Annotated in this window: 16 protein-coding genes; 6 read left to right on the top strand and 10 right to left on the bottom strand. The window is 46.0% G+C overall.

What is annotated here, in order from left to right; translation table 11 throughout:
- Positions 1 to 10: 10 nt before the first annotated feature.
- Both BMX69_RS20625 and tadA read right to left on the bottom strand, forming a co-directional pair.
- A complete protein-coding gene (locus BMX69_RS20625; protein ID WP_115639880.1) occupies positions 11 to 9,865 on the bottom strand; it encodes a DUF6531 domain-containing protein in 9,855 nt (3,284 codons plus the stop codon).
- 354 nt (positions 9,866 to 10,219) lie between these two features.
- On the bottom strand, positions 10,220 to 10,717 hold the full coding sequence (tadA, locus tag BMX69_RS20620; RefSeq protein WP_100043387.1) for a tRNA adenosine(34) deaminase TadA: 498 nt from the start codon (positions 10,715 to 10,717) through the stop codon (positions 10,220 to 10,222).
- 148 nt (positions 10,718 to 10,865) lie between these two features.
- Here tadA and BMX69_RS20615 point away from each other — a divergent pair, with 148 nt between their 5' ends.
- On the top strand, positions 10,866 to 11,561 hold the full coding sequence (locus BMX69_RS20615) for an anaerobic ribonucleoside-triphosphate reductase activating protein (RefSeq protein ID WP_100043386.1): 696 nt from the start codon (positions 10,866 to 10,868) through the stop codon (positions 11,559 to 11,561).
- A 28-nt stretch (positions 11,562 to 11,589) separates the two neighbouring features.
- On the opposite strand, the gene BMX69_RS20610 is transcribed toward BMX69_RS20615, so the two are convergent.
- Entirely contained in the window at positions 11,590 to 13,257 is a 1,668-nt protein-coding gene (locus tag BMX69_RS20610; protein WP_100043385.1) for a hypothetical protein, read from the bottom strand.
- A gap of 118 nt (positions 13,258 to 13,375) precedes the next feature.
- Here BMX69_RS20610 and nagB point away from each other — a divergent pair, with 118 nt between their 5' ends.
- The 4 genes from nagB (at position 13,376) to BMX69_RS20590 (ending at position 15,819) form a co-directional block, all read left to right on the top strand.
- Positions 13,376 to 14,110 (top strand): glucosamine-6-phosphate deaminase, encoded by a 735-nt coding sequence (gene nagB / locus BMX69_RS20605; RefSeq protein WP_054791314.1) that lies wholly within the window; start codon positions 13,376 to 13,378, stop codon positions 14,108 to 14,110.
- 207 nt (positions 14,111 to 14,317) lie between these two features.
- Positions 14,318 to 14,722: a bacteriohemerythrin gene (locus BMX69_RS20600; RefSeq protein WP_025230821.1), complete on the top strand. Its 405-nt coding sequence runs from the start codon at positions 14,318 to 14,320 to the stop codon at positions 14,720 to 14,722.
- Positions 14,723 to 14,817: 95 nt separating this feature from the next.
- Positions 14,818 to 15,237, top strand: coding sequence for an HIT family protein (locus BMX69_RS20595; protein WP_054791327.1), 420 nt, complete (start codon positions 14,818 to 14,820; stop codon positions 15,235 to 15,237).
- 30 nt (positions 15,238 to 15,267) lie between these two features.
- On the top strand, positions 15,268 to 15,819 hold the full coding sequence (locus tag BMX69_RS20590) for a TIGR01440 family protein (RefSeq protein ID WP_054791313.1): 552 nt from the start codon (positions 15,268 to 15,270) through the stop codon (positions 15,817 to 15,819).
- Positions 15,820 to 15,973: 154 nt separating this feature from the next.
- Here the strand turns inward: BMX69_RS20590 and BMX69_RS20585 are convergent, their stop codons facing one another.
- The gene (locus BMX69_RS20585; RefSeq protein ID WP_100043384.1) at positions 15,974 to 17,644 is read right to left on the bottom strand and encodes a peptide ABC transporter substrate-binding protein; all 1,671 of its coding nucleotides are present in this window, start codon (positions 17,642 to 17,644) and stop codon (positions 15,974 to 15,976) included.
- Between the two features lie 193 nt (positions 17,645 to 17,837).
- On the bottom strand, positions 17,838 to 19,565 hold the full coding sequence (locus BMX69_RS20580; protein WP_100043383.1) for an oleate hydratase: 1,728 nt from the start codon (positions 19,563 to 19,565) through the stop codon (positions 17,838 to 17,840).
- Between the two features lie 209 nt (positions 19,566 to 19,774).
- Here BMX69_RS20580 and BMX69_RS20575 point away from each other — a divergent pair, with 209 nt between their 5' ends.
- Complete coding sequence (locus tag BMX69_RS20575; protein ID WP_025230816.1) at positions 19,775 to 20,008, top strand: hypothetical protein; 234 nt, start codon at positions 19,775 to 19,777, stop codon at positions 20,006 to 20,008.
- Here the strand turns inward: BMX69_RS20575 and dhaS are convergent.
- The 5 genes from dhaS to metG form a co-directional block, all read right to left on the bottom strand.
- Complete coding sequence (dhaS, locus tag BMX69_RS20570; RefSeq protein ID WP_054791312.1) at positions 20,005 to 20,568, bottom strand: dihydroxyacetone kinase transcriptional activator DhaS; 564 nt, start codon at positions 20,566 to 20,568, stop codon at positions 20,005 to 20,007. The two genes, BMX69_RS20575 and dhaS, sit on opposite strands and share 4 nt — an antisense overlap.
- A 14-nt stretch (positions 20,569 to 20,582) precedes the next feature.
- Positions 20,583 to 21,452, bottom strand: a complete 870-nt coding sequence (gene rsmA, locus BMX69_RS20565) for a 16S rRNA (adenine(1518)-N(6)/adenine(1519)-N(6))-dimethyltransferase RsmA (RefSeq protein ID WP_100043382.1) — start codon at positions 21,450 to 21,452, stop codon at positions 20,583 to 20,585.
- Positions 21,453 to 21,471: 19 nt separating this feature from the next.
- Entirely contained in the window at positions 21,472 to 22,248 is a 777-nt protein-coding gene (locus tag BMX69_RS20560; RefSeq protein WP_054791311.1) for a TatD family hydrolase, read from the bottom strand.
- A gap of 25 nt (positions 22,249 to 22,273) precedes the next feature.
- A complete protein-coding gene (locus BMX69_RS20555) occupies positions 22,274 to 23,029 on the bottom strand; it encodes a TraX family protein (RefSeq protein WP_100043381.1) in 756 nt (251 codons plus the stop codon).
- 88 nt (positions 23,030 to 23,117) lie between these two features.
- Positions 23,118 to 25,097: a methionine--tRNA ligase gene (gene metG, locus BMX69_RS20550; RefSeq protein ID WP_100043380.1), complete on the bottom strand. Its 1,980-nt coding sequence runs from the start codon at positions 25,095 to 25,097 to the stop codon at positions 23,118 to 23,120.
- Between the last annotated feature and the right edge of the window lie 171 nt (positions 25,098 to 25,268).

The raw sequence follows: 25,268 nt of genomic DNA, 5'->3' as shown, positions 1-25,268 counted from the left end.
CACCTCCATATTAATATCTGATTTTATATATTTTATTATTAGATACTGTTATTTCTAATGTTGGCCCACCAGTGGTACTTCCAGGTCTCGCTACAACTGTTGTTCCATCACTCAGAGTTCCTACTTTTCCTGGGCCATATTTTGTTTGAATGTCTTTTACATTTGACGGATTTAAACTATTGAAATCTTCAAGTGTCTTTTCAAAACCTCCGGTTTTTTCAAAATTTCTTGCTTTTCCTGCATTATTAGTGGTCTCGGTGGCACCTTCCAGTATATCATCAATCCTTTTAGTTCCAGAATCCCCCTTACCTCCAGTCATTCCCAGTATTGCTGCTCCAGCTCCCAGTTCTCCTGAAATACCACCCTCAATCACTGCCTGCGGAACCATCACGGAATAGGTATTTCCATATTGATCCATTACTAAAACACTCTTGTAATCTCCTCCACTTACAGATTGTTTTCCTTTAGAACTGAGAAATGACAAGAGCATTGTAAGCCCTAGTCCATATCCCACGTCAATCCCTGCTTCATATATCTTACGAAGTTTTTTTAGTTCACTTGCATCTTGAGTTCCCGGCCCATATATTTTTTCTATTATGTTTTTCCAAATTCTATCGCTGTCTTCCCAGAATTGTTTATCCGTATAATTATAACGGGATGTGTCTCCGAACAATACATATATTTTCCCTATCGTCTCTCTATCCAGGATCTTCCAGAAAGTTGATCCCCCTAATTGCTTTCCTGCATTAAATATCTGACAATATTTTGCCATACTCGAATTCTTAGCAAGATTCATCAATCGGGTAAGATTATCTACCGCCTCCTCTTGCATACGGTTTATGTCTTTTAAATTCGCATATTTTACACCCGTTGCTGCGTATTCACTCCCTACCTTTTGATTTCCATAAGTATCTTCTTTTTTCGAATCATAGGACGCTGCTGATTTCGGCACCGAATACATTCCGTTTGGATCTACATAATTTGGCGCACTGCCTTTTACATAATTATAACGATTCAGGCTCAGTGGATCTGTGATCTGTCCAAGGTAAGTATCTTCCGTCAAGAAATCTCCACGTTCCACATCATAGTAACGGCTTCTTAAATACTGGAATTCCAGATTCGGGTTGTAATCCTCTGCATTGTAGCTGTAAACATTGTTATATTCCGGCTTTCCAAAGTTTATATCTCCGGTCGGGCTGTAGCGGTAGGACTTCCACAAGGTTCCCTCGCTGTCGGTTACTCCGGTTACACTTCCTCTGGGATCATTGGTATAATAGCCTGTCCAGCCTGTGAAACGCTCTATGGCAAGACGTTCTATTCCATAAGTATAAGCTGTATCCATTTCTCCGTCAATGTTCACTTCTATTAACACTTCCGTGTATTCCCGGTTGACATCATTGACATATTCGATCAGTTCATAGTTCTTATACTTACCTGTGGTTTTAATGAGATCAATTAATCCTTGTTCCACATCGGAAACTGGCTTTTGGGGCATCAGGATTCCGCTTTGGTTCTGGCTTCCTCCGGTATTGTTGGTGTTTCCACTTCCATTTGCGGTTTCGGTTCCATTATTGGAGCTTTCGGTTTCGGCATTGCCATTTCCGCTATTTCCGCTATCATTCCCGTTATTCCCATTTCCACTATTCCCGTTATTCCCACTGGAATTATCTTTTCCGTTGCCATTCCCTTTCCCATTATTAGTGGCGTTCCCGTCATTACCTTTGTCTTTGTTCTTATTCCCGTTGGACTCTTCCTGGGTCTCCGGTTCTGCTTCCGGTTCTTCCCCTGTTCCCGTAAAGAACTCCACAATGGACGCCAAGACTCCGCTTATTCCACTTGCTACACTTGTTCCGCTGTTCCCGCTTCCGGTGTTGTCCTTGTTATTTCCGTTTCCATTGCCGGAGTTTCCTTTCCAGTCATCATCCGTATGAAGGTTGTAGTTCAACTGGAACAGGCGGTTTCCGTCCCCGTCATAGGCTGCTGCCACCAAAAGCTCATCCGCATCAAAAACGGCTTTTAAGCGGTTTTCCACCGTATAATCATAGGTCAGCTCTACCTTATCAGTTCCCTTCTTTCCTGTCTCGGAAATCAGGTTTCCATCGGCGTCATATTCATACTTCATGGTAGTATTCTTCTTGCCGTCATACAGCTTGGCACTTATCTTCTGGTTGGAGGCGTTATAGGTGTATTCTGCGCTTTCCAAAACGGTGCCGTTTCGGGTCTTTGAGTAGAAGGTACGGTTTCCCATATCGTCATAGCGGTAGGTGTAGACATAAGTTCCCTGGCGCTCTTCCTCTTCTGTGGCTTTTAAAAGCTTCCCGTCATCGTCGTACTCAAAGGTCCGCTTTGTTCCGATGATCTGGTAATTGTCCTTTGCATCCTTATCGTGCTTGTTGTTATGGGTGTCTCCATGAGGATACAAATCATCATGCTTTCCGTTTTCATGTCTTCCGTCATGCTTGTCATCCCAGGCGTAGGCATATAAGGATTCTACCACATCTTCCCCTACAATAAAGCCTCGGTCATCGTAGGTATAATGGTACTCGCTGGCTATCCAGCCATCTTCATCACAGAGATTCTTCATCTCCGTGATCTGGTCTCTGGCATTGTAGGTGTTGTAGGTGCTGATTCCGTTTGGACGGTGGATTTCTGTTACCCGGTTGATCGCATCATAGATATAGCTAGTAACTGTTCCGTCTCTTCCGGTTACCTTGGTAATGTTGTCGTTTTTATCATATTGATAATGGACGCTTTTCCCATCCGGATAGGTAATGCTCTCTAACTGGTCCGCACCGTCATAAGCATAGGTTGTTGCCTGACCGGAACCACTTGTTACCTTGGTAATTCTTCCAAGGGAATCGTACTCATAGGTACTCTCTCCGGTTGTGTCCATCATGGAGACTCTCTGGCCTAAGGCGTCATAACCGTAAACGACTCCTTCCGCCTGTTTCTGTCCGTTTGCATCCTCATAGGATTTTTCCACCAGATCGTTCAGCTTGTCGTAGTCATATCGGATCGTGTCGCCGCTGTTTGTAGTATGGCTGATTATCCGACCGCCTGCATCATAAGCGGACTGCTCCTTCCGGCCTTCTGCATTCACCAGAGAAGTCATATTTCCTTCCAAGTCATAGGTATAGGCCGTGGTCCGCTTCATGGTATCCGTCATTGCCGTGACATTTCCCATCACATCATAAGCATAGGTTGTGGTCAGATTGCTTGGCATGGTTACCTTTACCAAGTGATCAAGGATATCATAACTGAATCTGGTCATCAGGCCATTGGTTACCTGGACGCTTAAGACATTGCCGTGAGGGTCGTAGGTGTAGCTTTCCGTCAGGCCCATCTTGTCCTTCACCGATGTAACTCGGCTTCCCTTGTCGTAGGTGATATGTCCTGTCTGTGCAAGAGGATCCTTGGTATCCGTCAGGCGGTTATCCTTGTCATAGGTATATTCGTAGATATATCCTTTGGGATCCGTTATCGCTGTCCGGTTGTAATTCTTATCATAACCAAAGCTGGTGGTTCTCTCTCCCGGCTTTGTTACCGAAGCGATCTCGCCTACTAAATTATAAGCCACTTCTGTTGCCTTGCCTTCCGGGTCTACACTGGCTGTCAGTTGGTCAATCTTGTCATACCGGTAATTCCACGTATAACCCAGAGCATCGGTGACTGCGTTACGGTTTCCTCTGACATCATAGCCATATTCCGTTTCCCCACCCTTGGCATCCACGGCTTTTGTCATGCGGTGCATGATGTCATAGGTATAGGCATTGGTACGGCCTAAAGTATCCGTATCCGTCACAATGTTGTCGGCTACGTCATAAGTAAAGCTGCGGGATAAGCCCAGCGGGGTCTTCACACCAGTCAGACGATGTACGGCATCGTAACTGTAGCTGTACGTTCCTCCGTTCTTTTCCTGTCTGGAAAGTACCTGGCGGTTTAAATCCACCTCATAGGCCGTCACGTTCCCTGCAGGGTCGGTGATACTGGTTACCTCATCGTGCTTATCATAGGTATAAGCAGTTACTGCCCCCTTTGGTGAAATAGATTTTACAAGATTGCCCATCACGTCATACTGGTATTCTGTGATCAGGCCATTGGCATCCTTCACCTTTGTTAAGTTGCTGTCTGCATCATAGCGGTATTCCTGTTTATTTCCTTCCGCTGTGGTATAGGAGAGGAGCCTGGACAGCTCATCGTACTCATAAGCCGTGCCGTTTCCTCTTCCATCAATAAATGTGGTCAGGCGGTTGGTGGCATCGTAAACATAAGAGTTTTCTGCGCCTTCTCCATCAACTGTGCCGGTTAAATTTCCCTTTGCATCATACTGGAAGGTAGTGGCCGCCCCTAATGGATTCACTTTCTTCGTCAGACGGTTGATGGCGTCATAGGCATAGGTATAAACAGCCTCGCCTGGCGATCTGGTCTTAACAAGATTACCCACCTTGTCATACTCATAGGAGGTTTGTTTTCCCTCCGGATCCGTCACCTCTGTGAGCCGGTCCAGGGCATCGTAGCCGTACCGTGTCGTAGCCAGATCCGTACCAGTTACGGATATCAAATGGTTAAATTTATCATATTCGTAAACAGCGCTTCTTCCGATGGTATCAGTTTGTTTTACCAGATTTCCGCTTTCATCGTACTCATAGGTCATGGTGTTGCCGATGTTATCCTTTGCTTCTGTGATCCGGCCCATGGGGTCATAGGTATAGGAAGTGATGACATCAGCTTCATCAATACTCTTTATCATCCGGTCATTTGCGTCATAGACCATGACCACACTGTCTCCATCCGGATAAAGAACGCGGATCACATTGCCGTTTGCATCATAGGTATATTTATACTCATGGCCCATGGCATCAGTCATCCTGGTAGTGCGGCTTAAGGCATCCATTTCCATGGAAGTCTCGCCTTTTAGAGCATCTGTCACCTTCTCCACATTGCCCAGGGAATCATATTCCATGGCAGTGATAAATCCTGCTGCATCTACCTCTGCAAGTACCTGGCCAATGACATCATAATGGTAGCTGGTGCTGGTGCCGTTCTGATCCGTGGTTTTCAGGGTGTTGCCATTTAGATCATACTCCGCGGTTACTGAGCCGTTTAGGGCATCTGTTACCTCTTTTAAACGGCCTGCAGCATCATAGGCATAGCCTGTGGCATTTGACTCGGCATCAGTTACTTTCTTTTGGTTTCCAGCCCCATCGTAAGAGTAGAGAGTAATTCCACCCAAAGGATCTTCTGCCCTTACAATCCGGTTGTTGAGATCGTATTTAAATTGGTACACCCGGGTCTCATCATCGTTAATACGAATGATGTTTCCATTTCCGTCATAAGACAGCTTTGTGACCAAGCCGTTCTGGGCTGTGGTGGATACCATTCTTCCGGCACGGTCATAAGTGTAGGATATGGATGTTCCATCCGGATACGTGACCTTTTTCAGATTCCCATTGTGGTCATAGCTGTAGTATGTCTCATTGCCAAGAGCATCTTTTTTGAGAACAGGTAAATTTAAAATCGTATGATATAGAGTTGACCTTATATTCCCCCGGCGGTCTGTGGTCTTTAAGATATTCCCCTTCCCGTCCAGCTCATAGGCAATTTCCTGTCCCAAAACGTCGGTAGTCTTTATCAGACGGTTCCGGCTGTCGTAGGTGTAATGGGTTTCCCCTCCTTTGGCATCTCTTTCCTTTATCTTGTTATAGTTTTCATCGTATACATAATCCAGGGTATTGCCCAGGGCATCGCGGCCGGACAGGATGTTGTACATCTTATCATAGTTAAATGCAGTCTCTTCACCCATGGCATCTGTGATGGATAAAACCGTTCCTACGGCATCAAACTCATATTTTGTGGTTCCGCCGTCTTTCTCCGTTTCGGAGGTTCTCCATCCCTTTAAGTTATACTCATAGGACTTGGTATTTCCCAGGGGATCGGAAGCTTCCAGGACGTGATTCATATCATCATAAGCAAACGTCCAGATATATCCTTCTCCATCGGTCATAGAAGCCACTACGGCTCCATCATAAGTAAACTTATGTGTTCCTCCATTGGCATCTTTTATGGATACCATTCGATTTAACTCATCATAGGTATAATGGACTGTATTGTCCTCACCATCTGTCATGGACAGAAGGTTTCCTGACTCATCATACGTGAAGGTGGTCACGTTTCCTTCATAATCAGCCGCTGTCAGGGGCAGGTTTAAGTCATTGTAAGTATATGAGGCCTGGCTTCCGTCACCTCTCGTCTCTGTCAGAATGTTTCCGTTCTTATCATAGGTATAGGAAGTTGTTACACCCCGTTCATCCGTCCTTCCGGCGACCCGGTTATCCTCTGTGTATATAGTGCTCTCGCTGCTTCCATCCGGATATTCAATTCTGGATATCCTCCTCCTGCTGTCCATATAATATCTGGTAACATTGCCCCGGTTATCCGTTGATACCGTACAGCCGTTCTCATATGCAAGGTTGGTGGTATTTCCCAAGGCATCCGTCTGGCTGGTGACGCGTCCATCTTTATCGTAGACATTCTCCACGATACGGCTTCCATTCTCGTCATACCATGCAGTCATATGGTGGGTGTCATCATACTCGTACCGGCGCACCCCACCTTCCGGATCGGTAACGGAGATCAGGTTGTGGCTTTCATCATACCCATAGGTGATTATGCCGCCGTTTGGCAGGGTGACAGAGGTGATGCGGTGGTACTCATCTGCTGTCAAGTCAAAGAGCTTCCCTGAGGGTGTTCTTATCTGGCGTACATCATCATTTTCGTCATAGAGAAGGACGGTCCGGTATCCTTTCCGGTCTGTGACATAACGCAGAAGACCCCTGGCATCAAAGGTCAGCACTGTGCCGTCTGACTTCTTAAGCTCCCAGGCCGTAGCTTCCGGAACCCTGTTATCTTCCTCTTCTTCCTCTTCTCCATCTTCCTCAGCTTCTTCGGCCTCTTCCGTCATAACAGCCGGTCCATCTTCTAAGAAGGAGAAATTACGGGCATAGGTTTTGATACTGGCTTCTGAAGGTGTTCCCTCTTCCTCATCTTCACTGGGGATATCTGCTGTTTCCAAGTCAATGGAATCTGCTGACACGAGAACCATATCATAGCCATCGGGTGCCTGATAACTGCCATCGGACTGCTTTGCAAAATTAATGGCTCCGCCGTCATCCTTCCGGTATAAAATATCTCCGTTATATCTAACCGTCAGCCTCTGACCAAAGGGGCTGCTCCAGCCGATTCCAAACTCGGAAAGGAAATGGGCTGCGATGGAATTATAGCTTCTCTGGAATGCAAAGATTCCGCCCAGTTCTTCAAGTTCTGCGTCCGTCTGCTGCATAAAGAAATCGCCGGTATTCATGTTAATTGGCTCATGACTGAATACGCAGTCTTTCCCCATACCGTTTAACAGCATGTCAATCATCATCTGTTCTGCATCAGTCAGGGGCTTTGGAGTATATGGCGCACTCTGCTGAGGATTACGGATAAACAGAATGTCTCCGGAGAAGGTCAGACCATTGCTTAAACGGTTGTCCTTCTGGATGGTTTTCTCCTCCACCCCGTAATGATCGGCAATCCGGGTTAATAGATCCAGACTCAGCACCTCATAGAGCAGGAATTCATCACTGAGCTTCTCCTCGCTGGTGGCTGTTTCCTCTCCCGGCACCATTTCTCCGGTTTCCGGATCCTCCTCCAGTACAACACCTTCTGCCACAGCCATTACCTGATAGATGGTATCAGTTTTTAAAATTAAACCGCTTTCCAGAGCCTGACTCTGCCAGTTTCCTGTCTTTGCCTGGCTGTTAAAGGCCTCAATAAATGCTATTTCTTTTGAAAAATCAGGAGATGTATAGGAATCCTCTGCCGTTACTACATCTTTCGCTGCTTCATGATCCATCTCCCGGAGTTCCCATGTTACCTTTGATCCGGCCTGAGAGATCCCGTGGGCCAGAACTCCCATGGTTGTCCTGCCGCCGGATTCGCTTTCCTTAACAGCCGGATTCACTTGTGCTGTCAGGGCGTTGATATCCAATAGGGCTAAGTCTCCCAAAAGCTCTCCTTCCCAGGAGATGTCGATTCTAGGTCCCATAGCTGTATGATCCCGGTTGTAAAAGCTCTCCGCAGGCATCCGGAGAGGCGCCTGGGCTTCAGACTTAGGCTCGTTAGCCGCCTGAAGCTCTAACCCGGCTTGAAGTCTGCTTCCTGTCATCCAGGACTGCATCATGGCTGTTATATCATATTCCAGGGTCTGATCTGGCCCTGGAGAATCCAGAACATCAATCAGTTCCGGAAGGGGTTCTTTTAACTGATTCCAGGTGAGGGTGGTTGCATTCCATTCCTTCCCCGGTGCGCGCAGCTCAATACGGGTCTTCCCTACCCCGTTGCCAGTCTGTGTGCCGATGCGGAATGTGGCCTGGGTACAGACTGCCTGGCCCATGACCTGAGTCCAGTCTCCGTTAATGGCAATATAGGTTCTCATATTGCCAAAGCCTTCCCTGTATCCGGCATACATTGGTCCCATATTTCCCAGGAACTTTGAGGGCTGTCCGTCAGCCACGTTTACCAGCACAAATTCGCTGGGAACCATGTTGACAGCCGAAGGGTCGATCCGAACCGGGTAGCTTCGGTCTTCATCCTGAAGCCATTTTTTATCCGCTGTAACAGTGGCACGGTAACTGCCTTCCTCACCGCTCAGCTTCATCACCAGGTCTTCGCTGGTCTTCCCATCTGCATCGATCATCAGGGGAGCTTCCAGAACAAATTCCGGTTGCCTTTTGTTATCGCTGTAAAGGATGATGGTATTCTTCTCCTGGGCCGCCTTTAGGCCCCCTGTCTTTATAGAAAAAGAAAACTGATTTCTTTCCGTCTTTTCCAGCAGGATAATATCTTCCTTTAGTGTGTTCCCTACCAGGCTGTATTGATAGTCAACGCCAGGGTATACGTCGCTGTAGCGGATGGTGTTGTCCGATACGGCACTCTTCTTAAAGCTTCCCCCTGACGGGATAAGTTCGATCCGGTGTCCCTCCCTTTCGATGGAGACTCCCTGACTTGTGTTGATTTTCTCTGGAAACAATACTCTGCTGCTTCCCGCACTGTTTCCATAGCCGGCCACGGTCTTGGCCCTGGAGCGGGGGAGGGCACTGGAGGGCGTACCAACGGTGTATTCCTCTTCTGTTTCAGTCAGGCTGTTATCGATCTGCCCGACCACTCCGTTCTCATCCCGGTATAAGCCGGAATAACCGCCTGCAACGGTCACATACTGGCCTTCTCCGGTGCGATAGGTACGGTACGACTCGTTAAACTGTACCAGTTGTCCCTCCGGCTCATCGATGTACTGATCGTAGTCGTAGTACAACTCCGGCTCTCTGGTCTCTTCCTGTTCCTCCAGAGTTATGTCAACTTTTTTGTTCTCTTCCGTAAGGGAAGTGCCGTTCTCTTCTTTGGTCCCTTCCGATCCGGAATCTGATTTTCCGGTTTCTTCTGTACCGCTTGCTTCAGTACCGCTTGCTTTCCCATCGGTATCTGCCGGACTGGTTTCCTCTTCATCCGTCCCTGCCGGACTGGTTTCTGCCTCATGGCTCTCTTCCACTTCCGGCGTTTCTGCCGTGTTGGTTTCGTCCGAAGGATCTGTGGCAGCGGTCTCACTGGCGTCATCTTCCGCCACCGCCGCTTCTGTCTCATTCTGGTCAAACCCAAGTTCTTCCAGCGTCAATGCTTCCGGGCTTGCAAAGTCTACATACCTCGGCCTGTTGTTAATGTACTCCGCACCGAATGATACAATCGGTGTCATGCCCGGCGCTACCATACTCACACAAAGCAGATAGCTAAACAATTGTTTAACAAATCGTCTTCTTTTGCCCCTCATACTCATCTTTCTCCTTTAATTCATATTTTTGCAGCAAAGAGTCTGCAAGCATAATATATAATAAAAAGAACAATAAATGTTGTATGATGTCAGAAACGGCCATTTTTATGGCATAAACAGCTACTTAGGCAATAATCATCGCTTCAGTATCCTGAGGTTGGGAGCAATTTTGCCCATTGTTTTCGCATTTTCATCTATGCTCTGATATTTTAACTGTTGAAATCCCGTTCTTAAATTATCTTATAGATAAACAGAAAAAAGCATCGTTTTTATAACACACTTCTTATTCCCCGAAAGCAAATTAAAAAAGCCTCCAAACTGAGTTATAAACTCAATTCAGAGACTTGAATGATATCACTGTTCTGTTATAAAGGACTTATCTTCCTGTTTTTTCTTGTTCCTTTCCCGCAGCTCTCTAAAAAAATCTTTCATCATTTGAGAACATTCTTCTCCCAAAACTCCTGTTTCCGTTTCAACCTGGTGATTAAAGCCCTCCTCATGAAGCATATCAAGCACCGATCCAGCACAGCCGGCCTTAGCATTCATGCAGCCGATAACGACTCTGGGGATCCTGGCCTGAACAATAGCTCCGGCACACATGGGACAGGGTTCCAGGGTCACATACATGGTGCAGCCCTCAAGCCTCCAATCCCCTATTTTTCTGCACGCTTTGCGGATGGCATTGATCTCCGCATGGGACAGGACATTTTTATCAATGGTGCGGCGGTTATATCCGCGGGCAATGATCTTATCTTCATAAACAATAATGCAGCCGATGGGGACTTCACCAATGGCGCCTGCCTTTTCAGCCTGTTTTATTGCTGTGCGCATATATTTCTCATCTGTTGTCATATTTGTTCCTCTTTGCTATTAATATTACTGCCCATGTTTTCTAGGCATATTGGGACACCTCCAGGGTATTTCAATATTACATACCCTCGGGTATTTAAATGTGATATACTGGGATAAGTATATCACGAAACAAAGGAATGGTGAAGGTATGAAACTATGCGGTCTTCAAAAAACAACGCTTCTGGATTTTCCCGGCCACGTGGCAGCTACGATCTTTCTCGGCGGCTGCAATTTCCGCTGCCCCTTCTGCCATAACAGCGGGCTGATCGGCATTGAGGCAGAATCCCTGTTCAGTGAAGAGGAGATTTTGGGTTTTTTAAAGAAACGAAAAGGAATTTTAGAGGGTGTCTGCATTACTGGGGGAGAACCCACCCTGTCAGAGGATTTAGAACCCTTTATCCGGAAAATTCGGGATCTGGGCTATCTTATTAAACTGGATACCAACGGCTATCGGCCGGAGGTCTTAAAAAATCTGGCTTCAAACGGACTTTTGGACTATGTGGCAATGGATATTAAAGCAGGCAGGGATAATTATCCCAAGGCAGCGGGAATCAGGGGGCTAAGGATGAAGGACATTGAGGAAAGCGCTGCTTTTCTCCTTCAAGGAACCATTCCTTTTGAATTCCGCACAACGGCGGTAAAAGGGATCCATAGCCTCCGTGATTTTATAGATATCGGTGAATGGCTGACAGGCTGTCCTAATTATTACCTGCAAAACTATGTGGACTCGGACCAGGTCCTATGTCCCGGTTTCCAGCCTTTTTCCAGAGAAGAGCTCAATCAATTCTTAAACATCCTAAAACCCTTGATTCCCAATGCTATGCTTCGAGGCGTTGAGGATTAATCAGGGCAAGCCGATAAGGGGGCTTAAATTAGCCCCCTAATTTTACATCGGTATACCAGAATCCAAACCGGCCGTCTTCCATTGGCTGATCTTTTGACAGAACGAAATTAGGAAAGCCGAACATAGAAGCCATGTATCGCTCATTGCTGTAATAATGCCCTGGAATTCCAAGTAGGTAACGGGGCATCCCGTTTGGGTTCAATAGTTTTGCCAGAATTAAGTAACGGTAATTATAGTATCCATGCAGAAGGAAGCTGTTGTTGCCATAAACCCAGGTATCCCTTGGAAGGACACCGATATCCTGGGGCTTTATGGTCAGAATTTCACAGCCATCCTCGTAATCAAATGCAAGAATCCTTGTATGTTCACGTTTCAACTTTTCCCAAATCATATGATGGGTGTTATCTTCCTGGATCTCATTTTGGCGAAGGCGCTCTAATTCATCAGGATTTCCCAGCTTTGGCCGTACTTCCTGATTACCCATGCTTTCTTTTATCACAGCATCTGCCCGGTAACAAGTGGTTTCACCGATTCCATCCTGGGCGCTGAAGGGATAAGGCTCACTGAATACAGCTTCGCTCTCCTGGGCTTCCACCGCTTTCCCAGCCTCCTGTTGCTCATCTTCCTTCTCCTGCATCTCACTCGGTATGTCTTCCTGTCCGTCATTTTTCCAATCTCCGGAAACTTGCTCCGCAGACTGCATGTCACTCTGCCGGGGTTCCTGCATCGGCTCCTCTGCTTTGGCCCAGGCTTCATCCGGCTCACCGGCTTTCGCTGGCTCTACGCCCGGTTCCTCCATATATTGGAGGTCTTCTTCTGATTCCTCCGCATACTGGAGGTCTTCTTCTGACTCCTCCATGTACTGAAGACCTTTTTCCGATTCCTCTATGTACGAATGGTCTTCTTCCGAATCCTCTGTGTACTGTAAGCCGTCTTCTTCCGCTAACGATTCATCAGACATGATCCATTCCTGTTCACCATCTTTTGATCCTGTTTTTACCGGTTCCTCATCGGCTGGTACGGCAACATCCATATCTGCATCAACTGTTCTCTGATCATCTTCATCCAGGTGTTCTGCCTGCAGATCTTCCTCTTCCGGCAGTTCCTGTTCTTCGGCAACCAAAACATCCTCTTCTACCGTTCGGTCATTAGAGGAGGCCTCAATTGTTTCATCTTGTAAAATCTCTGCCTGGGAAATCTCCCGGGGTTCATCAGGCTTAAGCGGGAATTCTTCCTCGATCTCACGTACCGCCCGTTTTATCTGTTCTTCTGAAATATCGGCCTGTTCCTTTTCCAAAACAACCTTGGCCGCACTCTCCAGATCGACTTCCGCCGCATGGGCAACAGCATCTTCCCAAATGGTCGTATAGGAACGCCATGTATTTTTCACATCATGGATGGTCAGTCCGTAGCACTGATCCATGTTAATTCCGGAGTGTTCTATATCGCTAGCCGATACCACAGTCCTGAATTCACCGGAACCACCGCGTATAAAAATATTTCCCAGGAATATTTCCTGGTCTGCGGCTAATAAGTATACTCCGATATCATTGCCGCCCACATATATTCTTTTGACACTGACCGTAATCTTGCACTGGACCCCTCTCGTCTCTATTTTGGCAAATCCGATGTTTTTTCCTTTGACTGCGCCTTCATAGGCATAAATATATGAGATTAGTCTTCGATAATTAGGCATGCCATCACTCCTTTATAATTATTTTATGCAAAATGCCATTGCATCTATGACACAAAAATGATATCCTTATGAAAAGAATATATAAAAATTTTTTTTAAACGTATGGAGGGATAGAGAAATGAAGCTTTATCGCGCGAAGGACTACAACGATATGAGCCGTAAGGCCGCCAATATAATATCTGCCCAGATTATTATGAAACCGAGCTGTGTTCTTGGACTGGCTACCGGTTCCTCACCTATAGGCACCTACAAGCAATTGATCGAATGGTATAACAAAGGGGATTTGGATTTCTCCCAGGTAAAGACTGCGAACCTTGATGAATACAAGGGACTCACCAGGGAAAACGATCAAAGCTATTACTATTTTATGCGTGAGAATCTGTTTCGCCATGTAAACATTGACGAAGCAAATACCAACATCCCTAATGGGATGGAAGCTGACGCCAACAAAGAAGCTGCCCGCTACGAGGAAATTATCAAAGGCCTGGGCGGTGTTGATTTACAGCTCTTAGGACTTGGGCACAATGGTCACATTGGCTTCAACGAGCCATCCGACATCTTCCCAAAGGATACGCACATTGTAGACCTTCAGGAAAGCACCATCGAAGCCAACAAGCGTTTCTTCGCATCAATTGATGAAGTTCCGCGCCAAGCCTATACCATGGGTATCGGTACCATAATGAGAGCCAGAAAGATCCTGCTGATCGTCAGCGGAGCTGAGAAAGCAGACATCCTTCATGATGTAATCTGCGGACCGGTTACTTCTAAAGTTCCGGCATCTATTTTACAGCTTCATCCGGATGTTACCATTGTTGCAGACGAAGCGGCTCTTTCCAGGATGGGAAATATTTAAACCCGGCTGCTTTATCATCCGTTTCCAAATTATATGACAGTATCTGCCCGGCTGCTCCTGCGCCGGGCATTTTTATACCCATTTTAAGGGCGGATATTCCGAATGGGAAAAGCAGGGATCCCCCTAAGGAGGCAGTAAAATAACGGTTGGAATTTATCTGGAAATAGTGTAGAATGAGTTTAAAACTTAAGATAAGGAGACAGCAATATGGCATATACATTTTCAAAAGATTTGGAAACCGGCAACCAGTTAATTGATTCCGAGCATCGCCAGCTGATCGATGCAGTCAATAACCTGCTTACTGCCTGCTCCACAGGGAAAGGACGTGCGGAACTGGCTAATACCACCAAGTTCCTGCAGGAGTATACCGCAAAGCATTTCGGCAATGAGGAAAAGCTCCAGATCCAGAATCAGTATCCGGATTATGTAAACCACAAACGTTATCACGAGGAATTTAAAAAGGTGGTGGCTGGAATCTGTGCCAAGCTGGAAAAGGAAGGCCCGACCATCATTCTTGTAGGTGAAGTCAACAGTGCCATTGCGGGCTGGCTGATCAACCACATCAAAAAAGAGGATGCCAAGGTGGCCGCTCATATTAGAAGCAGGGCTTAATCTTCCAGAGTGAAGTGCATCTCATGGAAACGGTATTATGACAGAACAGGCCGGAAAACTAAAACAATGCTCCGGCAGAAGGAAGGAACATGATTATGAAAGATCCAAATTGCGCATACTGTATGAAGGGAGATCTTGTTGCAAAATTCGGCTATCCTATTTGCGAAATGGAGACAGGATTTTTATATTTATTTAAAGAGCAGAGTAAAAAAGGCAGAGTGATTCTGGCTTATAAGGATCACGTAAGCGAGCTGGTTGATATTGATGATGAGGAAAGAAATGCCTTTTTTGCTGATGTAGCCAGAGTTTCTAAGGCTGTCCATAAAGTATTTAACCCGGATAAGGTAAATTACGGCGCTTACGGCGACACCGGATGTCACCTTCATATGCACATTGTTCCAAAATATAACGGCATGGACGAATGGGGAAGCACCTTTACCATGAATCCGGACAAAATATATCTGACAGATAAAGAATATGAGGAAATGGCTGCTGTCATCCGTGCGGCATTATAAAAAATAGACTCATAAGGAGGAGGCCATATCATGTTGGATGAAATCAGATCGCAGGCCGCAATGGCTGCAAAAGAGCTGCTGGAAGTGGCACACTTAAATGAGAAGGACTTGGTCGTAATCGGATGCTCCTCCAGCGAGATATCCGACCACAGGATCGGTTCCCATTCCAGCGCGGAAATCGGACAGACTGTGTTTTCTGCCATTTATGAAGTTTTTAACGAGCAGGGGATTTATGTTGCAGCCCAGTGCTGCGAGCATTTAAACCGGGCTTTGATTCTGGAAAAGGAAGCAGCCATGCTCTATGGCTATGAACCGGTCAATGTAGTACCGCAGTTAAAAGCCGGCAGCTCTCTTGCCACTGCGGCTTACCAGACCCTGCAATGCCCGGTGGCGGTAGAATCCATTAAAGCCCATGCCGGGATTGATATCGGTGACACGTTGATCGGCATGCACTTAAAGGCAGTAGCCGTTCCAGTCCGCATAAAGACCAGGTATATCGGCGCCGCCCACGTGGTCACCGCCCGTACCAGGCCGAAATACATTGGCGGAGCCCGTGCCTGCTATGATGAATCCTTAGGATAAATGGGATAAAAACCAGACATCTGGGACAGCAGTCTGCATTACTTTAAACAACGTAATAAGCGCGTCTTGAAGCTGTTTTTTCAGCCGGTCAAGACGCGCTCTTTTTATGTTCTTTTGTGATGCTGTTTTTTTACGATTCCTTTTGTTTCAGTCATTATTCCATGGTAGCATGGGTAAAGAACCAGAAGCCGTATGGAGAGTGCCATGTACCCTTTAATTCAGGCTTCTGCAGATAGAAATCGCTGGAGTATACAAGCGGTGCTACCGCTGCATCTTCCATGATAAGCTTTTCTGCCGCATGAAGCTTCTCATAATGCTCTGTCTTATCAGCAGTATCACGGGCCTGGTTTAATAAGCTGTCCACCTCAGGATTAGAATACTTTCCATCGTTGTTTCCGCTTTCAGTTGTGAATAAGTTCAGCATATTGGAAGGATCATCATAGTCATATACCCAGCCTCCGCGTGCAATCTGGAAGTCACCGGCACGGCGGGTTGGTGCAAAGGTAGACCATTCAACAATCTTAATATCCATTCTGATACCCAGTTCGCTCCAGGCGCTCTGTAAATATTCTGCAATTGCCTTATTATAACCGGCATCATTGGTCATATATTCGATCACTGGGAAGCCTTTTCCGTCCGGATATCCTGCTTCTGCCAGAAGTTCTTTTGCCTTATTAAGATCTTCTTCATAATTGTTTACATTAAAGTAATCACCGCCGTTGTTCTTTCTGGTGACTTCTTCAAAGGAAGAACCGCTTTCTGCATCAGATATACCAGGGCCTACAAAGTTGTTAGCTGGTAAAACGGTCCCTGCCATAACGGTACTGGCAACATATTCCCGGTCAGTTGCAAGGGTCAACGCACGGCGGACCAGTGTATTGTCAAAAGGTGCCTTTGTCGTGTTGAAGATTGTATAGGAAGTCGCCATACGAGGTTCCAGATGGTAATCAGGAGTGCCCTCAAGGCTTGGGATTTCGTCAGTAGGAACATCCTTGATCATGGAAACTTCCCCTGTCTGGTAAGCGCTGTAAGCTGCGTTGGAATCTTCCATAAGGACAAATTTTAAGGTATTTAAGGTTACAGTATCTGCAGCCCAGTAATTTTCATTCTTAGCAAAGGTGATATGGGAACCTGGTACCCACTCGATCATCTTTAACGGTCCGTTGGATATATAACTATCAGGAGTTAAGGACCACTGGTCACCCTTTGCCTCTACTACATCCTCTTTTACAGGAGCCATGCTGGCATGGGTGGCGATTTTATCAAAATAAACGCAGGGAGACGCAAGCTCCACTACAAAGGTTTTTGCATCAGGTGCGGATACAGCCAGGGCGTCAACATTTCCTGCTGTTGCCTCATCATATCCTTTTACCATGGAAAGCATGTCTGCTGCATAAGGAGCTGCTGTCGCAGGGTCTGCCAGACGCTTCCAGGAATATACGAAGTCTTCTGATGTAAGCTCAGAGCCGTCGCTCCATTTCAAACCATCCCTTAAATGAAACGTATAAGTAAGTCCGTCATCACTCACATCATAGGATTCTGCCTGTCCGGGAATAATATTATTATCCTTATCAAAGGTCAAAAGTGTCTCAAATCCGTGCAGGATCATATTAGCTGCATCAATTGATGAATTTAAGGCCGGGTCAATGGTTTCCGGATCTGGACCAATCTGAACTGCCAGATCAAGACCCCCTGCAGTATTTCCTGCTGCTTCTGTTTTCTGTGTTTCATTGCCGGCCGTACCGGATTTACCGGAACCCCCGCATGCTGTCAGGATCATCCCTGAAGCAAGGACTGCCGCTAATACAAGCGCCATTTTCTTCATATCTGTTCCTCCATATCTGCTATTTTTTGCGTCCGCCCTTCACAGACAGCGCAGGTTTTAGCATACCACAGAAAGACGGTTCTTGCAACGTGGAAATTTATGACACCCGCGTGTTAACACGGTAATTTGGTAAAGGGCCAGACATTTCCCGGAGCGGAAAGTGTCTGGCCCAAAAAGACATTTTTGAATTTTATTAGCGGTATGAGGTCTGTACTGCCTTCATTAAAACCTTTGGTTCCTTCACGTATGGGGTGACCGGACAAACCTTTTTATTTGATCCCATCAGGGTGTAAACAGCGATTCTGGCAGCCCTTACCGAATATTCCTCGGTAAATACCATGTCGTCCGGAATCTCCACAAACTGGCTTATCATAGCGAAGTTGGTAGAGCCGGCTGGAACTACCTTCGGGCGGTCAGTCATCTTGCGTGGCTGGAATTGGGCATCTACATAAGGCATCATGCAGGGAATGACATTGACCACATCTGCCAGGATTTCATCCTTACGGTTTTCCATATGAAGATGATGGAGAAGCTCGATGAGCATTTCCTCTCCGGTACAATCCTTCATCGGTTTCTTTATGAAGTCTCCTTCACGATCCGTATAAAGTCCGTATCCCCAGAAGATCGTCTGGTCCATAGGCTGATTGATAAAGTGTGGCTGGGCAGCTACAACAATGCTCATCAGCCAGTTGGAATCCTTAAAGGTCATAAGTGCTCCGCTTCCAGGTACATTGCCGGAATAATCCTCAATCAATTTAAGAAGCTTATTTCCACGGCTTGTTACGGTAAAGCTTTCCCAATTGGTCTCATGAACATCGCCAAAGAATGGGTAAGGATTACCTAGTCCAGGCTTCTTTGCAGATACCTTGGTCCATAATTCCCCGGATATTGGTCTTAAAACAGGCTCCGGTGCCGGAGTGTGGAGATCCCCCAGGGTTGCGCTGTCGGTCATACAGGCATTGGTCATGATACAGATATCACCATCCTGAAGCTCTACCTGTCTTTCTATGCCGTTATCTTTTAAGTGAAGCACCTTAGCCGTAATCCCGTCTCCATCTGCGAAATCAATATCAGTAACCGTACAGTTTTCCGCAAAGACAACTCCCTGCTTTCTCAAATAGTTTTCCAAAGGACGGATCACACTGTCATACTGGTTTAATGGGGTTCTAGTTACCCCTTCCAAAGTTTCGATCCTTGAAAATTCCAGGATCATCCGGCGCATGTAGCGGCGGAACTCAAAAAGGCTGCTCCATTTCTGGAATGCAAAGGTGGTCTGCCACATGTACCAGAAATTCGTTGTAAAGAAATGAGGCATGTCAGCGAACCATTCCTCTATGGTCATATCATCCAGCTTTTCTTCTGGTGTATTCATAAGCTTTAACATGGCCATGCGTTCCTGCTGGGTAAATCCCATGCTCTTCACATCAAGGATGGTTCCATCCTTGTCCACAAGCCTGGCCTTAGCGTGGGTCGGGTGGGCATGATCAAAGCTTAAGATCTCTTCGGTAACGCTCCTGGCAGGGTTATTTAATGACGGGATGGTACGGAACAGTTCCCAGAAGTTTTCATACGTCTCTTCATTAAGCATACGTCCGCCCCGGCATACAAAGCCTTTTTCAGGGGTTCCGATACCATCGTTGCTTCCTCCAAGAATATGCATTCCTTCAAAAATCGTGATCTGGTCTCCCGGCATGTTGCAGTCGCGCAGAAGATAAGCAGCTCCTGCCATGCTTCCCAGACCGCCGCCTACAAAATACGCTTTTCCAGGGGCCTGCCCATTTTCCATATGCCTTATGTTTTCTTCACTTTTTAAATCCATCTGTTTTTTTGAATAATCATAGGCTTTTTTTGCGGCTACTCCTGCCGCAGTTGCCGCAGCTCCCCATGCAAGCACTTTTCCGAAATTATTTTTTCCTTTCATATGCAACGCTCCATTCTATGAATTGTGTTAACTGATATGCTTATATTATCATACTTCATTTTATCCGTCACCATACATGGTTTTTCAGTTGTATAAAAAAACGACATCAAGGAAATGATGTCGTAAAACTAGACAAATATTCAATTTTGTCTATAGAAGATTTTTTTACCTTATTTTAATATGAATATAATGATAAAGGAGGACTTTTTATGTCGGCCACTATACACAAACATATCCGGGAGTCTGTCCTTAAAACGGCGCTACTCCACCAGTTAAGAAATGGGCAGAAATCTCCGGAGCGAACCGCCCGGAACTTAGAAGAGCTGTTGGAAAAATTCAGCCCTATCGCTGCAGAGCTTTTTTCTTATTCTGATCTGGTTTCGCTCATTAAAAGCTGTACCAAGGAAGAATGCCTGGATATCATCATGCATAAGCTTTCTTAAAGCTCCGCCTGGCTCCGGAGATAACCAGCCCGCTCCGAAGCCTTGGCCAGGCTTTTTAAGCGATCCGCCACGAGCTGCGGCTCTGTTCTCATTCCCTTCTCCACCCAGTCAACGATAATCCCGCAAATGCCATACGCATAAAATCCTGCGTCAAAATCCCTCTCCTCATCGGTGAGCTTCTTCTTTTCATCCAGCTTTATAATTGCTTCGGAAAACAGGGCCTTTGCCATATCAAACAGATAGCTCTCAAAGGTATGTTCCTGTTCTTTGATGGTATTGATATAAAAGGCCTTTTCTTCTTTCATATTCTGAAGCAGTTCATAAATCTTCTGGTCCCAGTTCTCAAGAGTAATGTCTTCTGCTATTTTAGCAAAATTCTCATTGTAATAGATCCAGCTTAAAAGTTCATATTTATCCTGAAAATGATAATAGAAGGTCTGCCGGTTTAATCCCCATACGGATGTGATATTGGATATGGATATCTTATCAAAGGGTTTTTCCCTGCATACCTGTTTTAAGGCTTCCGCAATTGCGCGTTTTGTAATCAGCGAATCCGACATAATCCCTCCTGCTCTTATCTTTTCATTCCTGTAAAATAGTTGCTGAGGGAAGCAAACTGTTCTAGAGTCAATGCCTCTCCCCGTACAGATGGCCCGAGTCCCAGGCTTTCAACCGCTTCCGTGATCTGCTCCTTTGTAAAGGGAATTTCCGGCGAATTGTTTAATCCGTTTTGAAGTGTCTTTCTTCTCTGGTTAAAGGAGGCGCGGATCAGCCGGAACATAAGCCCTGGATCCTCTGCCTTTACCGGTGGTTCCTTGTGGCGGGTCAGGCGGATGACCGCAGACCCTACGTTAGGACGGGGCATGAAGCAGTTAGGCGGGACGTTTGCCACAATATAGGGCTCTGCATAATACTGAACGGCCAGGGAGAGAGCGCCGTAATCCTTGGAGCCAGGCCCTACCTGCATGCGGTCCGCCACTTCCTTCTGAACCATGACCGTGATATTGTCGATTGGAACCTTGTTTTCAAAAAGGCCCATAATGATAGGGGTTGTGATGTAATACGGAAGATTTGCAACTACCTTGATGGGACGTCCGCCGTTATATTGTTCCGTTATCTGATTGATGTCAACTTTAAGAATATCCGCATGGATAACGGTCACATTCTCATAGTCCGCCAAAGTCTCGTTGAGAATGGGGATCAGGTTAGAATCGATCTCCACTGCCACGACATGTCTGGCATTTTCAGCCAGGTACTGTGTCATCGTACCGATCCCAGGCCCGATTTCCAGAACGCAATCATCCTTTGTTACGCCTGCCGCGGCTATGATCTTATCTAAAACGTGGGTATCTATTAAAAAATTCTGTCCGAATTTCTTTTGAAATGCGAATTCGTATTTCTTTATGATCTCAATTGTTTTTTGGGGATTTCCCAGTGTTGCCATGCCTGTCCTCCGTTTTCTTTTATAGCTGTTCCTTAAGCCTGTATAGCCTTTTGGCATTCTGATTGGTGATATCTATAACTGTTTCTTCCGGGATTCCCTTAATGGCGCTGATCTCCTGCACCACATAAGGAAGGTTTAAGGAGGAATTACGCTTTCCCCTGTTGGGAGCGGGAGCCAGATAAGGGCAGTCTGTCTCAAGGACCAGCTGTTCCATCGGCATATACTCCACTACTTCTTTCAGTTTTTTGGCATTCTTAAAGGTGAGGACGCCTCCGATCCCAAGAAAATACCCCATATTTAAGTATTCCCTGGCAATTTCCTTTCCATAAGAAAAGCAGTGAATCACTCCTCCAATGTCCTTTGCCCCCTCTGCCTTCATGATATCCAGAGTATCCTTTGCCGCATCCCGGCTGTGGATGACCACAGGAAGCTTCACTTCCCTTGCCAGGCTAAGCTGGCGGATAAACCACTTCTTCTGGGTTTCATGGTCCGGCTCATCCCAGTAATAATCAAGACCGATCTCGCCGATTGCCACGATCTTTTTATGGGCAGAATGCTCCTTCAGCCAGGCTAAGTCTTCCTCTTTCAGTTCTCCGGTTTCATTGGGGTGAACACCGATGGCGCCATATATATATGGATATTTCTCTGCCAGTTCAAGGGTATGTCTGGAAGTTTCCATACTAGCCCCCACATTGGTAACAGCCTCAATTCCATGGTTTAAAAGGCTTGCCAGCAGTTCCTCCCTGTCTTCATCAAATGCCTCATCATCATAATGGGCGTGTGTATCAAAAATCATAGGAATCTCCTTTTAAAACAGTTTCTTACTTTATAATAATTAAACGCAGGATATATAGTAAAACTAAGTGAGCGGGATAAAACCAATAAAAAAAGTATTTTAAATTCCTTTTCCCTCTTGCCCCGCTGTACATTCGGATGGGGATGAAGGCCAGGATGGCGGCCCCAAAACAGCTAAGACTTTCAAAGGCGGCCAGAATTCCTGCAAATATGTTCTGTCTTTTCTTATCTTTATAAAAGACATAAAATAGCAGGATCATGGTAATTCCAATGATGTCATAATCACATTTCAAAATAACTGCAGCACCGCATCCAGCCAAAAATACCAGGATCTGCCTGATTGGGTTACCCAACGCCTTGTCATACCAGTAAAGGACACATAGGCCAATGAACAGGGTAACATATACATTCTGATAGCCTGGGTAAAACCATTTGCCAAAGAGAGCCAGATCAAACGGAATTTCGGAAATTAGGGCGAATAAAAAAAGCCTGGCGCCATATTTCTTAATATCCCTGGTATGGAAAAATCCTTCTACCAACAGAAAACAAAAGATAGGGAATGCAATTCTTCCAATGGTGCGGAGCACCAGGTCAGCGGTATTCCACATGCTTCCGCCCGAAAGGCCAAACATCTCCCAGGCCGGAAGGTTGTCCTGATATTTTAATATACCGTTTTCAATGATTGCAACTCCAATATGATCTATGAGCATGGTGACAATGGCGATCATCTTTAAGGTGTTTCCTGTTATTCCTCTCGTTCGGGCGCCCATTGATTCCTTCATGGAATCCTCCTTCTTAAAACAATAAGGCCGGATCTAATTACCCGGCCTTTCGTTGTTTCTTTTAAGTGTCGTCAGACATTCCCCTGTATTAGCAGATTTCTGCTCCTGCCGGCATTGTTTTCTCCGGTATCATAAGGGATAGATTGCCTTCTGCATCCTCCGCGCAGAGAAGCATGCCTTCAGACATGACTCCAGCCAGTTTTGCTGGTTTTAAGTTTACCACAACCATCACCTTTTTGCCAACCATTTCTTCTGGTGAATAGTGGGCTTTGATTCCGCTGACGATCTGTTTTACCTGGCTTCCGATCCTTACCTTGGAACACAGAAGCTTCTTTGACTTTGGAACCGCTTCGCAGGCAATGATCTCGCCTACCTGGAACTGCAGCTTGGCAAAATCGTCGTATTCGATCTCTGCCTTGGCTTCTATATCAATCACTGCAGAAGAATCTTCTTTGGCATTCTCTTTCAATTCTTCCTCGTTCGAACCAAACATGGCTTCCACTTTCTCCAGGACTTCCTTGATATCCATACGGGCAAACAGGATCTCCGGCTTATCCGTCACCTTGTTTCCAGAGGGATATAAACCGAATTCATTCATCTGGGACAAGTCTCTTTTTTCTGTATTAAGCTGGTTAAGAATCTTTTTGGAGGTATCTGGCATAAAGGAATCAAGGAGGGAGGCTCCGATGGTAATGGCTTCCGTCAGATTATAAAGCACGGTTTCCAGCCGGCTCTTTGATGCCTCATCCTTAGCAAGGGTCCATGGAGCAGTTTCATCAATGTATTTGTTGCTCCTTCTGAAAATATTAAAGATTGCTGTCATGGCATCAGCAACACGATGCTTCTCCATCTTCTCCTGGACCTTTTTCACTTCTTCCAGCACCACTGCCTTTAAATCCTCATCAACAGCCTCTGCTGACTTCCCGTCTGATACGATTCCGCCAAAGTATTTATTGGACATGGAAATGGTACGGTTTACCAGATTGCCCAGGATGTTGGCAAGATCTGAGTTCATGCGCTCCACCATAAGCTCCCAGGAGATAACTCCGTCATTGTCAAAGGGCATTTCATGAAGGACGAAATAGCGGACTGCATCCACGCCAAAGAAATCCACCAGAGTATCCGCATAGAGGACATTTCCCTTGGATTTACTCATCTTGCCGTCCCCCTGAAGCAGCCAGGGATGACCAAATACCTGCTTTGGCAGGGGAATATCAAGGGCCATCAGGAAAATAGGCCAGTAGATTGTATGGAAGCGGATAATATCCTTTCCGATGAGGTGAAGGTCTGCCGGCCATAATCTGGCAAACTGCTCACTGCTATTGCCGTCACAATCGTAGCCGATGCCGGTAATATAATTGGTCAGCGCATCAAGCCAGACATAGGTGACATGCTTCGGGTCAAAGGACACCGGAATTCCCCATTTAAAAGTAGTCCTGGATACACATAGATCCTGAAGCCCCGGAAGGAGGAAATTGTTCATCATCTCATTTTTTCTGGACACAGGCTGGATAAAGTCCGGGTTCTCATTGATGTGGTTTATCAAACGGTCCGCATATTTGCTCATACGGAAGAAATATGCCTCTTCTTTCGCCGGCTTTACCTCACGTCCGCAGTCCGGACATTTGCCGTCTACAAGCTGGGATTCTGTGAAAAATGATTCACATGGGGTACAGTATAAGCCTTCGTAATGTCCCTTATAGATATCACCCTGATCATAGAGCTTCTTAAAGATCTTCTGAACCTGTTCTTCGTGGTCTTTATCCGTGGTGCGGATGAATTTATCATAAGAGGTGTTCATTAAATCCCAGATCGTTTTAATTTCACCGGCTGCCCTGTCTACGAATTCCTTCGGTGTGATTCCTGCAGCCTCTGCCTTTTCCTCAATCTTCTGGCCGTGCTCATCGGTTCCTGTCTGGAAAAATACGTCAAAGCCTTCCGCTCTTTTATAGCGGGCAATGGCATCCGCTAGTACTGCCTCATAGGTATTGCCGATATGAGGCTTTCCTGATGCATAGGCAATGGCTGTGGTGATATAGTATGGTTTTTTGTTAGAATCTTTACACATTCTGTTTTCCTCCTGTTTATGAAATGGGATACGGCAAAGGGACTTTTTTCCCTTCCCCCAAAGAAAAACCCGCCTAAAAAAATCCTTTCGGAAATTTAAAGACGGGGAACTGTCCCGTGTTACCACTTTAATTTATCCGTACCTTGCAGTACAGACCTTACCGGCTGCGTT

Origin of the sequence: Lacrimispora sphenoides JCM 1415 (assembly GCF_900105615.1) — a bacterium.
Lineage (GTDB): Bacteria > Bacillota > Clostridia > Lachnospirales > Lachnospiraceae > Lacrimispora > Lacrimispora sphenoides.
This window is presented reverse-complemented; position numbering and strand designations above follow the sequence as displayed.

Coding starts and splice junctions, on each gene's coding strand:
- BMX69_RS20625 (WP_115639880.1), bottom strand. CDS start 9,865: ATGAGGGGCAAAAGAAGACGATTTGTTAAACAATTGTTTAGCTATCTG.
- tadA (WP_100043387.1), bottom strand. CDS start 10,717: ATGACAACAGATGAGAAATATATGCGCACAGCAATAAAACAGGCTGAA.
- BMX69_RS20615 (WP_100043386.1), top strand. CDS start 10,866: ATGAAACTATGCGGTCTTCAAAAAACAACGCTTCTGGATTTTCCCGGC.
- BMX69_RS20610 (WP_100043385.1), bottom strand. CDS start 13,257: ATGCCTAATTATCGAAGACTAATCTCATATATTTATGCCTATGAAGGC.
- nagB (WP_054791314.1), top strand. CDS start 13,376: ATGAAGCTTTATCGCGCGAAGGACTACAACGATATGAGCCGTAAGGCC.
- BMX69_RS20600 (WP_025230821.1), top strand. CDS start 14,318: ATGGCATATACATTTTCAAAAGATTTGGAAACCGGCAACCAGTTAATT.
- BMX69_RS20595 (WP_054791327.1), top strand. CDS start 14,818: ATGAAAGATCCAAATTGCGCATACTGTATGAAGGGAGATCTTGTTGCA.
- BMX69_RS20590 (WP_054791313.1), top strand. CDS start 15,268: ATGTTGGATGAAATCAGATCGCAGGCCGCAATGGCTGCAAAAGAGCTG.
- BMX69_RS20585 (WP_100043384.1), bottom strand. CDS start 17,644: ATGAAGAAAATGGCGCTTGTATTAGCGGCAGTCCTTGCTTCAGGGATG.
- BMX69_RS20580 (WP_100043383.1), bottom strand. CDS start 19,565: ATGAAAGGAAAAAATAATTTCGGAAAAGTGCTTGCATGGGGAGCTGCG.
- BMX69_RS20575 (WP_025230816.1), top strand. CDS start 19,775: ATGTCGGCCACTATACACAAACATATCCGGGAGTCTGTCCTTAAAACG.
- dhaS (WP_054791312.1), bottom strand. CDS start 20,568: ATGTCGGATTCGCTGATTACAAAACGCGCAATTGCGGAAGCCTTAAAA.
- rsmA (WP_100043382.1), bottom strand. CDS start 21,452: ATGGCAACACTGGGAAATCCCCAAAAAACAATTGAGATCATAAAGAAA.
- BMX69_RS20560 (WP_054791311.1), bottom strand. CDS start 22,248: ATGATTTTTGATACACACGCCCATTATGATGATGAGGCATTTGATGAA.
- BMX69_RS20555 (WP_100043381.1), bottom strand. CDS start 23,029: ATGAAGGAATCAATGGGCGCCCGAACGAGAGGAATAACAGGAAACACC.
- metG (WP_100043380.1), bottom strand. CDS start 25,097: ATGTGTAAAGATTCTAACAAAAAACCATACTATATCACCACAGCCATT.